Source organism: Methylobrevis pamukkalensis (genome assembly GCF_001720135.1).
GTDB classification, from domain to species: Bacteria; Pseudomonadota; Alphaproteobacteria; order Rhizobiales; family Pleomorphomonadaceae; genus Methylobrevis; species Methylobrevis pamukkalensis.
This window is the reverse complement of sequence record NZ_MCRJ01000011.1, coordinates 1-11328: the sequence shown is the minus strand read 5'-3', so window position 1 is coordinate 11328 and position 11328 is coordinate 1. Positions and strand designations below refer to the sequence as shown.

Genomic DNA, 11328 nt, shown 5'->3' with positions numbered 1-11328 from the left:
CCGCCCGGCGCTGTCCGGCTCAGTTCATGAACAGGAAGTCGCCCTCCCGCAGCTGGCTCACGCCGATCAGCTCGACCGTCCAGTCGGCGGCATCCGACAGCGTCAGGACCAGCGAGTTGCCGACCCTGTCGGCCGCCGCATCCGCGCCGGTGACCAGACCATCGCCATTGCTGTCGAAATCGGCGAAGTCGAAGCCGAAATCGACGAGCCGCACCCTGTCCCCGGCGGAGAAGTCGCCGATCACGTCATGCTGGCCGTGGTCGCTCATGGACGCCTTCAGGAACTGGAAGTGATCGCTCCCGGCCTCGCCGTAGAGATGGTCGTTGCCGGTGCCGTCGGTCAGGAGGTCGCCGCCGGCACCGCCATACAGCACGTCGCTGCCGCCGCCGCCGGAGAGCAGGTTGTTGCCGGCCGACCCCTTGAGAATGTCCCCGAACTCGCTCCCCGCGGCCCGCTCGACATTGAACAGGGTCTGCGCTGCCGGCAGGATCTCACCCAGCACGGCCACCTTGCCGACCGACAGGTCGACGCGGACCGCATGGGCCGCCTGATTGAAGCCGACGCTGTCGATGCCGCTGCCGCCGTCGAAGACATCGGCGATGTCGCGCAGGAAGGCGTTGTCGTTGCCGTCGCCGCCATGGAGCCGGTCCACGCTGAAATCGACGGCATCGGTGTAGAGCAGATCGTCGCCGTTGCCGCCGTCGAGAAGATCGCGGCCCGTACCGTCGTGCAGCGAATCCCGGCCGTCGCCGCCCTGGAGTTCGTCGTTGCCACTGTCGCCGTAGATCACGTCGTCGCCGATGTCGCCGAACAGGTCGTCGTCGCCGCCACGCCCGAACAGGCTGTCGTCGCCGAAGTTGCCGCGCAGGACGTTGACGGCGTTGTCGCCGACGAGGCGGTCGGCATAGAGGCTGCCGGTGACGTTCTCGATCTCGATCAGCGTGTCGCTCTCCACCGTCCAGTTGGCGCTCTCCGGCTTGGCCTGCAACCGGGTCGTGGCGGTGCCGGCGGCCAGGTCGACCGTCATCGCATAGCCGTAGGCATAGCTGACGGTGTCGCTGTCGCGGGGGGCGGCGTAGACGTCGTCCACCGGCGCCGGGTCGGTTCCGCCGTTGATGACGTCGTTGCCGAAGCCGCCGGAGATCGTGTCGTTGCCGCTGCCGCCATGGAGGACGTCGTCGCCATTGCCGGCGGAGATGCGGTCGTGGCCGCTGCCGGCGTCGATGATCTTCGCTCCTGGTGCATAGACATTGATGATGTCGTCGCCACCAAAGCCATAGATCTGCGAGACCGACGGATCGAAGATCGAGATATGGTCAGCGTATGAGGTTCCAAATCGCGTTGTCATGATGTCCTGTCCTGAATTCATGCCCCGATAAACTTCGGAGCCAACGTATTTCTAATCTTCCATATCATACGTTACTGTAACTTTCGTAACACCTGAACACAAATTATTTGATTTGTACATTCTGTTACCCCTCAGGCGACGCCCCCCCCGCCGCCTGATCATCCAGGTCGCCCGGCCGGAGCAAGCGCTGCGGCAGGCAGCGCCGGTCCGGCTGCGCGACGCGGCCGGGCCTCTCGCGGCAACCCGCCGGGACCGTCAGCGGGTCCAGAGGTCGTCGTGCCGGGCGTGGGTTTCGAGATAGGCGCCCTTGCCGAAATGCGTGTCGTAGAAGTCGGTGTCGAGCCGGTGCGCCTGGAGATAGGTGTGCACGAGCACCGCCGGTGCGGTCGCGGGAAAGCGGCCGAAGGTCGCGAAGATGTAGTCGGCCATGATCGTCACGATCTCGCTCGCCTCCTCGTCGATCGTCGCCGCCGCCCCGCGCACCGCCGCGTTGTCGCGATACGGCCCCGACACGGTCGGATCGAACGGGCCGCCCTTGCCGAACTTGCGGCGCACGACCGCGCTCACCGCGGCCCCCATGTCGGCGTGATGCGGCGGAACATGCGCTTCGAACACGCCCGGCAGGCCGGTCACGTAGGGCAGCGGATTGCCGTCCAGCATCCGGAAGCGGAAGCCGAGGCCCGGCACGGCCGGGTCGCCGCTGGCGCCCAGCACGGTGAACGGGTTCAGCCCCGTGTACATCCAGCCGCCGAGGCCGAGCGCCTGCAGCATCAGCGCGCCGGCATAGCAGGCCGTCCCCATCTCCACCGCGACGTCGGTCATCGCGATCTGTTCGAGGAAGGTCATCGGGTAGGCGACCGAAAGGTCGAGACGGTGCGAGAAGCGCTCCAGCCCCGGGATCTGCCGGCCATTCACGTTGTCGTAGATGCCGGTGCCGTTCTGCACGAGGTAGAGCAGCAGCAGGATCACTTGCTGCGCGACGTCGGCGACCGGAAAGATCAGCGTCGAGCCCGGGACATTCGCGCACCAGGTGTTGTGGCCCTCCATATGCGGCATCTCGGCGGGAATGTTCAGCCGGCCCTCGGCCAGCCGGACGATGCGCGCCCGGTGCGCGTCGAGCCAGGCCGCGAGGTCGCCGTCTTCCGCCCCGGACGACGCCGGCGTCATGTCGCGGGTCGGCAGGAAGTAGGTGCCGCTGTCGTCGGTGAAGAAGAACTCCGAAGTGTTGAAGCCCGCCGACGACGGAAAGCTGCGTCCGCCGGCCGCCGTGGTGTAGTTCGGCAGCCGGGCGCCATAGGCCGGGTGATGGGCAAAGAGGTTCGACCATCCGGTGTTGCCGGCGACCGTGGCGATCAGCAGCATCTGCTCCACCGGGTCGAGCGGCTCCGGCGCATGGCGCGAGGTGAAGGCCAGCGGGCCGTTCGGGATGGTTGCGCCCTTGGCAAACCGGCGCGAGCGACGGCCGTGGATGGCCGCGATCAGCGGGAAGGAGGCAGCCTGGGCGAGGCCCGGATGCAGAGAGGGAGTTGGTGCGGAATCGAGCATGACGGGTCCTTTGAGTGCGAGAGCGTGGCCCCGAGCAGAGCCGGGGCGCGAAAGCGGTGTGCCATGTCCCGTAAAGGGCAACCGGCCCCGCAAGCGGCACCCGGGCAGCAGCTTTCGCTTCGGATCGGGTGCGGCGCGGATCTGATCGCATCATCGGCGGCGGCAGCGTCAGGCACGGTCTCGACAAAAACGGTCCGAATGTGCCATTTTCCGATCATGACCATGCCCGATCCGCCACCCCCCGTTTCCGTGTGCCTGCTCGCCGTCCCCGAAATCTCGACGGGCGTCCTGAACGGCCTGAGCGAGGTGTTCGTCTTTGTGGGAACCGGCTGGGAGATGCTGACCGGCTGGCCGTCCGGACCGGGCCGCTTCCGGACCCGCATCGTCGCGGCAAGCCGGACGCCCTTCCGCAATCTTGCCGGGCTGCCGGTCGCGCCGGACCTGACCTTCGCCGAGGCCGAGCGGGCTGACATCGTGATCGTCGGCGATCTCGCCCTTGGCCGGGACGAGGACACCCGGGGCCGCTGGCCGGAGGAAACGGCCTGGCTGCGCCGGCAACATGCGCAGGGCGCCCTCGTCTGCTCGGTCTGCACCGGGTCGCTGATGCTGGCCGAGGCCGGGCTTCTGGATGGCCAGGAAGCCACCTGCCACTGGGCCGCCACCGAGCAGATCCGGAGCCTCTATCCGGACGTGCGCCTGCGCCCCGAACGGGTGCTGGTGCCGGCGGGGGCGGAGCACCGGCTCGTGACCGCGGGCGGTTCGGCCTCGTGGACCGACCTCGCGCTCTACGTGGTCGCCCGCTACTGCGGCGAGGAGGAAGCCCGGCGCACCGCCAAGATCTTCCTGTTCGGCGACCGGAGCGAGGGCCAGCTGCCGTTTGCCGCACGGGTGCGTCCGCCCCAGCACGAGGATGCCGCCATCGCCGCGGCCCAGATCTGGGCCGCCGACAACTATGCCGCCCCCAATCCGGTGGCCGGCATGACCCGGCGCTCGCAACTGGCGCCACGCACGTTCAAGCGCCGGTTCCAGGCCGCCACCGGCTATGCGCCGCTCGACTACGTGCAGTCGCTGCGGATCGAGGAAGCCAAGCAGATGCTGGAAATGACCGACGTGCCGATCGACGCCGTCGCGCAGGAGGTCGGCTACACCGAACCCGCCGCCTTCCGGCGCCTGTTCAAGCGCGCCACGGGCATTTCCCCGCTCCAGTATCGCCAGCGGTTCCGGCGCATCTCGGCGGCCTGACCGAAGGCGAAGCGGCATCGGGCGGCGGCCCTGCCGGACGGCCACCCTTGCACGCAGCCAGCGCGTCATCGGCTTTGCCGGACACACGAGCAGGCCAAGGAGGGTCGCATCATGGCCGCGCGCCGGCCTGCCGGATCCTGCCTGCTGCATCCCGCGCGTCCAGTGGAACTTCGAGGGGTCCAACCCATTGTTCAGATCCAATGGAGACGCCCCATGCTCGAGGTCGATGACCGGCGCATTGCCACCCTTTCCTTCCGGCGCCAGATGCGCGCCGTTGCCGACCACGGCGCGGCACTTGATGCCGACGACAGCTTTCCCGACGAAGAAATTTCCGATCTTGCCGCAGTCGGTGTCCTTGCCGCTCCGTTCGCAGATGCGGCCGAGGGCCGTCGAGCGCCTGAGCCCGACGACCTGATGGAGGCGCTGCGCGCGGTCGGACACGCCAGCCAGCCGCTCGGCCGGCTGTTCGAGGGGCATGTCAACGCGGCGGCGCTGATCGGGCGCTACGGCACCGCCGACCAGCAGGCGCGGGCGTTGCACGAGGCCCGCGACGGCGCGCTGTTCGGTGTCTGGAACACCGAGGGCGCCGACGGACTGCGGCTCGTCCGCCGCGGCGATCGCCTCGAACTCGCCGGCCGCAAGATCTTCGCGTCGGGCGCCGGCCATGTCGCCCGGCCGCTCGTCACCGCGCGGGACGAGGCCGGCCGGCTGCTGATGGTGCTGCCGCGGCTCGACGATGCCCCCCGCGCCGATCTCTCCGGCTGGACGGCGCACGGCATGCGCGCTTCCGCCAGCGGCAGCTACAGTTTCAACGGATTGCCGGTCGCGGCCGACGACATTCTCGGCGGCGACGACGACTATCATCGCCAGCCGCATTTTTCCGCCGGCGCCTGGCGCTTCTGTGCCGTCCAGCTCGGCGGCATCGAGCGGCTGGTGGACGAGGCGCGGGCGGCCCTGCGCAGCCGCGGCCGCGGCGACGATCCCCACCAGCGCGCCCGGATGGGCGAAGCGATGATCGCCGCCGAGACCGCCCGGCTCTGGGTCGAGCGCGCCGCCCGCATCGCGGAGGCGGACGCGTCGGACGATGGAGGCGACGACAGCGGCATGGCCGCGATCGCCTATGTCAACCTCGCGCGCTGCGCCGTCGAGCGCTGCGGCCTTCAGGTGATGGAGCTCGTGCAGCGCTCCATCGGCCTTGCCGCTTTCCTGAGGCCGCATCCGGTCGAGCGCCTGTGCCGGGATCTTGCCACCTACCTGCGCCAGCCGGCCCCGGACCGGGCGCTGTGCGAGGCGGCCGGCTACGGCCTTGGCGAGACGCAGCCGCTGCGGGAGATCTGGCCATGATCTTTTCGGCCGAAGACGCGCTGCGCGCCATGGCGGACCTGCCGATCGTCGAGCCCGAGAGCTTCGTCCGTCATCATCTCGTCGTCATCGCGCCGCATCCCGACGACGAGAGTCTCGGCTGCGGCGGCCTGATCGCGGGGTGCCGGGCCGCCGACCTGCCCGTGACGATCGTCATCGTCAGCGATGGCGCCGGCTCCCATCCGGGGTCGCAGCTGTTTCCCGGGCCGAAGCTGGCGGAACTGCGCCGCGGCGAGGCGGTGGAGGCGGCCCATCGGCTCGGCGTTCCGGCCGAGGCGGTGCATTTTCTCGACCTGCCGGACCGGGCGGTGCCCTTCCATGGCACCGAGGCGAACCAGGCGGCCGATCGGGTCGCCGGTCTCTGCGCCGGTGCCGACGTCGTGGCGGTCAGCTGGCGCCACGATCCGCACATCGACCACAAGGCAAGCTTCATCCTCGCCCGCGATGCGGTGCGCCGGGTGCCCGGGGCGGGCCTGTGGGAATATCCGATCTGGGGCCTGACCCTGCCGCCGCAGACATCGCTGGACAGCCCGCCCGTCGCTGGCGTTCGCGTGCGGATCGATCCGTATCTCGAGGCCAAGCGGCGGGCGATCGCCGCCCATGCCTCGCAGACGACCGATCTCATCGGCGACGATCCGGACGGCTTCCGGCTGACCCCCGACATGCTCGCGCGCTTCGAGGCGCCGGAAATCTTCCTGGGACCCGTGACATGACCACCACCCTGCCCCCCACCTATTTCGATGACCTCTACGAGCGCGCGCCCGACCCCTGGGCCTTCGAGACCAGTCCTTACGAGGATGCGAAATATGCCGCCACGCTCGCGGCCCTGCCCCACGCGCGCTACGGACGGGTGCTGGAGGTCGGCTGCTCGATCGGGGTGCTGACCAAGCGCCTTGCAAGCCGGTGCGATCATCTGGTGGCGATCGATCCGGCCGCCCGCGCGCTGGACACCGCCCGTGCGCGCTGCCTCGACCTGCCCTCGGTCAGCTTCGTCCAGGGCCATGTGCCCGCCGACTGGCCGTCCGGCAGCTTCGACCTGATCGTCCTGTCGGAGGTGATCTACTATCTGGGGGCGCCGGATGTCGACGCGCTCGCGGCGCGGGTGGACAGGTCGCTGCGGCCCGGCGGTCAGGTCCTGCTCGTGCACTGGGTGCGCGAGACCGACTATCCCCTCTCAGGCGACGCAGCCTCCGACCAGTTCATCCGCGCGCTCGGCAGCGGCTACCGGCGCCTTGCCCGGCAGCGCACCGACGACTATCGCCTCGATCTTCTCGCTGCCGGGTGACAGGCCCTCGAGCGCGCCCCGCAGCCGCCGCGCGTCCCGCAGGTGATCCGCGATCCGGTCGGGGCGCAGCGGCTCGGGCACCAGCAGCGGGCTCTGCGCCAGCGCCGTTGCCCATGCCTCACCGAAGCTGCGCCCTGTCCGCCCGCCCAGTGCGCCCTCCGGCAGCGCGAGCCGGCGCTCCCACGTCCCGGGATGACAGTTCGCCGCGAAGGCCCGCCGCATCCGCCCGCGCAGCACCATGCGCCGCAACGCGGCCGGCAACGGCTCCAGCCGCTCGTCGGCCGGCACCGCGTCGCGTTCGGCGCGCAGGCGCAGGGTGCTCGCGCAGCCACCGTCCGCACGGCCATCGAAGCGGGCCGACGTGGTGACGACGATGCCCGGATCGTGGCGGAGGGCAATGTCGTGGCGGGCAAGGGTGGCCGCCAGGGCCCGATCCTCACCGACCTCCACCACCGGAAGCCCGCCGATGCGGCGATAGGCGGCGAGCGTGACGGCAAAGCTTGCGCCGGATTCGGTCCAGTGGTTCGGCCAGGGATCCTCCGGCAGCGGATCGATGCACGTGGACAGCGCCGCCAGGGCATGCTCGTAGGCGCCTTCCAGACGGCGTCGGCGCCGCAGATGCGGCGGCCAGGCGGCCTCCTCGCGCCGGTCGAAGACAAATCGGCCGGCGACGGCGTCGCAGCAACCGGACAGGGCGGCGATGTTGCGGGCGATCCAGTCCGGCCCGACCCGCGTGTCGGCATCAGTGGTGAGGAGGATGCCCCGGCCGCCCGCCTGACCCGCCCACAGGCCGGCGACGTCGAGGGCAAGACCCCGGGCATGGCCGGCGTTGGCGTTGCCGGCCGGCAGGTCGAGTGCCAGAACGCGATGCGGGATCCCGGATTTCCGAAGAAGATGGCGCGCGCGTGGCGCGGTGGCGTCGCGGCAGTTGTTGGCAACGAGCACGATGCCGACATCCGCATGGGCGGCGGGGATCCCGCGCTGGGCGATCAGCGAGGCGAGGCAGGCGTCGATGCGCGCCTCCTCGTCCCGGGCCGGAATTGCGACCACCACCCCGGGCACCGGCCCGGCGGGTCTTTCGGACTCAAGAAGGTGACGGGCAAGAGCGAGGCGGGCGGCGGAAACTGCGGACATGATGATCCCCTGCGGCAGGACGCGAACGTTCCAGCCACTGCAAGGGTTCCCGGCGACGAGGCGCCTGATTGTCCTTCCGCGTCAGGCAGGCCCCGGGGCCATGACCCGGATCGCCTCCTCCAGATTGCGCGCGTCGAAAGGCTTGGTCAGAAGCCGCATCCGATCATCCATCTTCATGCCGTCCAGCCGCTGATGGCCGGTCGCGAAGATGATGGGCAGGTCTGCATGGAGCGCACGCGCCTGCCGCGCCAGCGCCGCGCCGTCCATGTCCGGCAGGCCGACGTCCGTCAGCAGGAGGTCGATGCGATGGTTGGCCAGAAGCTCCAGGGCGACGGAGCCCTTTCCAGCCTCCAGCACGGTGTGGCCCAGATCCTCGACCAGATCGACCGTGGCCATGCGGATCAGCGCCTCGTCCTCGCAGATCAGGATCGTCAGCCCGGCACCGCCGGTCCGTTCCGCCATCGCCGTCTCCGACAGCGCGGCCGGCGGGGTCTGCGCCGCGGACTCGCCCGGCTTGCCCAGCAGGTCGCGCAGCTTCCGGGCAAGGGCTTCGCGCGTGTAGGGCTTGCTCAGCAACTCGACGCCCTCGTCAAGGCGCCCGCCGTGCACGATCGAGTTTTCGGTGTAGCCGGAGGTGAACAGGACCTTGAGGCGCGGCAGGCGGACCACCGCCTTCCTGGCGAGGTCGGTCGACTTGAGCGGGCCCGGCATGACGACATCGGTGAACAGCAGGTCGATCTGCAGGCCGCTTTCCAGAATGGCGAGCGCCGCATTCGCGTCCGCCGCCTCCAGCACCCGGTAGCCCAGCCCGCTCAGGGTCTCCACGACGGTCTGCCGCACGAAGGCATCGTCCTCGGCGACGAGGATGGTCTCCTCGCCTCCGGTGATCGGCCCGAACTCGCGGGGCGCGAGCGCATCCTCCACCTCGGTCGAGCGCGGCAGATAGAGCCGGATCGTCGTGCCTTCGCCCTCCTCGCTGTAGATCTTGACGTGTCCGCCCGACTGCTTGACGAAGCCGTAGACCATGGAGAGGCCGAGCCCGGAGCCCTTGCCCTCCGGCTTGGTGGTGAAGAACGGCTCGAACACCTTGGCGATCAGCTCCGGCGGCATTCCGGCGCCGGTGTCGCTGACCGCGAGCAGGACATACTGTCCCGACGCGACGTCGGCGTGCTCGCGGGCATAGTGGTCGTCGAGGAAGGCGTTGCCGATCTCGATGGTCAGCTTGCCCCGGCCCTCCATGGCGTCGCGGGCATTGATCGACAGGTTGAGCAGCGCGTTCTCGATGTTGCCCGGATCCACGTAGGTGTTCCACAGGCCGCCGCCGATGATCGTCTCGATCTCGATGGCCTCGCCGAGCGCGCGCCGCAGGATGTCGTCCATGCTGCGGACCAGCCGCCCGAGGTTGACGACCTTGGGTGCGAGCGGCTGGCGGCGGCCGAAGGCCAGAAGCTGCGACGCGAGCCGCGAGCCGCGTGTGACGCCCTCCATCGCATTGCGCACGCGCTGCTCGGCGCGGGTGTTGCCCAGGATGTCGCCCGCCAGAAGCTGGAGATTGCCGCTCACGACCTGCAGCAGGTTGTTGAAGTCATGGGCGATCCCGCCGGTCAGCTGGCCGATGGCCTCCATCTTCTGCGCCTGAATCAGCGCCGCTTCGCTCTTTTCCAGCGCGGCGGTCGTCTCGACTTCGGTCGTGATGTCCCGGCCGAAGGCATAGACCGTCCCGTCCTCGGCGAGCGACGTCCATTCGATGCGGCGGCTGTGGCCGTCCTTCGACAGGATGAACCCTGCCGTACGGGCCATGGCATCGGGCTGCAGCAGGCGGTCGGAGGTCCGGTCGCGGCTTTCCGGATCGACGAAGTCGCGCACGTTCCGGCCGACCGTTTCCTCGACCGTCCAGCCGAGCGCGCGCGTCCAGGCCGGGTTGACCGCGGTGATCCGGCCGGTGGGCGTGGTCACCAGCTTCAGCACCGGCGAGATGTTCCAGATGCGTTCGAGGTCGCGGGAGCTCTGCACCTCGGCCAGCTTCTGCTGGTGGATGTCGGTGTTGGTGCCGATCCAGCGGGTGATCATGCCCGCCTCGTTGCGGATCGGCAGCGCCCGGACCAGATGCCAGCGGTATCCGCCGTCGGCGCGGCGGATGCGGAATTCGGTCTCGTAGGGCTCGCCCGCCGCCAGCGCCGCCTGCCAGTTGCTGACAGCGGAACTCTGGTCGTCCGGATGGACGACGTCGATCCAGCCGGCGCCGACAAGCTGCTCGGGCGTCCGGCCGCTGTAGTCGTAGACCCTGTCGTTGAACCAGTCGACGAGGCCGGACTGGGTGGCGGCCCAGACGTGGTTCGGCATCGCCTGGGCAAACGTCCGGAACTGGGCCTCGCTGGCGCGCAGCGCCTCCTGCGCGGCAATATTGTCGGTCACGTCGATGCCGTTGACGAAGATGCTCGTCACATGGCCGTCGCGATCGGTGATCGGCTGATAGATGAGATCGACGAAGCGGCGCTCGGGCCGCTGGTCCGCATTCACCACCAGATCGAAGGCCGAGTTGAGCAGGCGATAGGGACGGCCGCTGCGAAAGACCTCGTCGAGCAGGCCAACATACCCCTGACCAACCGCTTCCGGCAGCACCTCGGCGACCGTCTTTCCGACGACATCGCGCTCGCCGACCAGCTTGCGGTAGGCGGGATTGACGATGACGAAGCGGTGCTCCGATCCTTCGAGCAACGCCATGAACGACGCCGACTGCTCGTACATCTGCCGCAGCCGCATGCGTTCGTCCTGCAACTGGCGCCCGGCGATGACCTTGGCGGTGGTTTCCACCACGATGGCGATCACGCCCAGCGGAACGCCGTCTTCCCCCACGATCGGCGAATAGTCGAGGTTCATCCAGACCTGACGCGGCCCCTCGCCCCGGTCGAGCGCAAGCTCCTGCTCCTCGTAGGACAGGGTCTCGCCCCGGTGAAACACTGTGCGCACCACATGATCGTTGAAGTCGGCCACCTCCGGCCAGCCCTCGCGCACCTTCGAGCCGAGCAGCGCGGGATGCCGTGCGCCGGCAAAGACCGAATAGGCATCGTTGTAGATCATGACGCCGTCGTCGCCCCACAGCGTGACGATCGGCAACGGGCAGCGCAGGATCATCGCCACGACCGCCTTCACGGTCGCCGGCCAGGCGCAAATGGCCCCGAGACTGGTGCGGCCCCAGTCGAACTCCCGGATCAGCGATGCCGTTTCTCCGCCCCCGAGCAGGGCGTCGGCCGGTAGGTCTCGAGACATGGTCTGCTCCGGCGAGGGCGTTGAGGCGGACGATCGGATATCAAACCTGCATCAGGCTGTCACTGCGGCGACAATGACAAGCCGCCTTTGCTCTCTCAAGTCCCAATCGCACCCGGGGGCGACCCGCATGTGCATTTCCCCG

At 69.2% G+C, this 11328-nt stretch carries 8 protein-coding genes; 4 read left to right on the top strand and 4 right to left on the bottom strand.

Annotated elements, in window-relative coordinates:
* Positions 1 to 19: 19 nt before the first annotated feature.
* Both A6302_RS03240 and A6302_RS03235 read right to left on the bottom strand, forming a co-directional pair.
* Positions 20 to 1348, bottom strand: coding sequence for a calcium-binding protein (locus A6302_RS03240; protein WP_069305847.1), 1329 nt, complete (start codon positions 1346 to 1348; stop codon positions 20 to 22).
* 255 nt (positions 1349 to 1603) lie between these two features.
* Positions 1604 to 2893, bottom strand: a complete 1290-nt coding sequence (locus A6302_RS03235; RefSeq protein ID WP_069305846.1) for a hypothetical protein — start codon at positions 2891 to 2893, stop codon at positions 1604 to 1606.
* A 216-nt stretch (positions 2894 to 3109) separates the two neighbouring features.
* Between A6302_RS03235 and A6302_RS03230 the strand changes: the two genes are divergently transcribed.
* The 4 genes from A6302_RS03230 (at position 3110) to A6302_RS03215 (ending at position 6782) form a co-directional block, all read left to right on the top strand.
* Positions 3110 to 4135, top strand: coding sequence for a GlxA family transcriptional regulator (locus tag A6302_RS03230; protein ID WP_069305866.1), 1026 nt, complete (start codon positions 3110 to 3112; stop codon positions 4133 to 4135).
* 213 nt (positions 4136 to 4348) lie between these two features.
* Complete coding sequence (locus tag A6302_RS03225) at positions 4349 to 5479, top strand: acyl-CoA dehydrogenase family protein (protein WP_069305845.1); 1131 nt, start codon at positions 4349 to 4351, stop codon at positions 5477 to 5479.
* Positions 5476 to 6210, top strand: a complete 735-nt coding sequence (locus A6302_RS03220; RefSeq protein WP_069305844.1) for a PIG-L deacetylase family protein — start codon at positions 5476 to 5478, stop codon at positions 6208 to 6210. Before A6302_RS03225 ends, A6302_RS03220 begins: the two co-directional genes overlap by 4 nt.
* Positions 6207 to 6782, top strand: a complete 576-nt coding sequence (locus tag A6302_RS03215; RefSeq protein ID WP_069305843.1) for a class I SAM-dependent methyltransferase — start codon at positions 6207 to 6209, stop codon at positions 6780 to 6782. Before A6302_RS03220 ends, A6302_RS03215 begins: the two co-directional genes overlap by 4 nt.
* Here the strand turns inward: A6302_RS03215 and A6302_RS03210 are convergent.
* The gene (locus A6302_RS03210; RefSeq protein WP_083255462.1) at positions 6672 to 7916 is read right to left on the bottom strand and encodes a glycosyltransferase family A protein; all 1245 of its coding nucleotides are present in this window, start codon (positions 7914 to 7916) and stop codon (positions 6672 to 6674) included. The two genes, A6302_RS03215 and A6302_RS03210, sit on opposite strands and share 111 nt — an antisense overlap.
* Positions 7917 to 7997: 81 nt before the next feature.
* Positions 7998 to 11186 (bottom strand): hybrid sensor histidine kinase/response regulator, encoded by a 3189-nt coding sequence (locus A6302_RS03205; protein ID WP_069305841.1) that lies wholly within the window; start codon positions 11184 to 11186, stop codon positions 7998 to 8000.
* Positions 11187 to 11328: the final 142 nt, after the last annotated feature.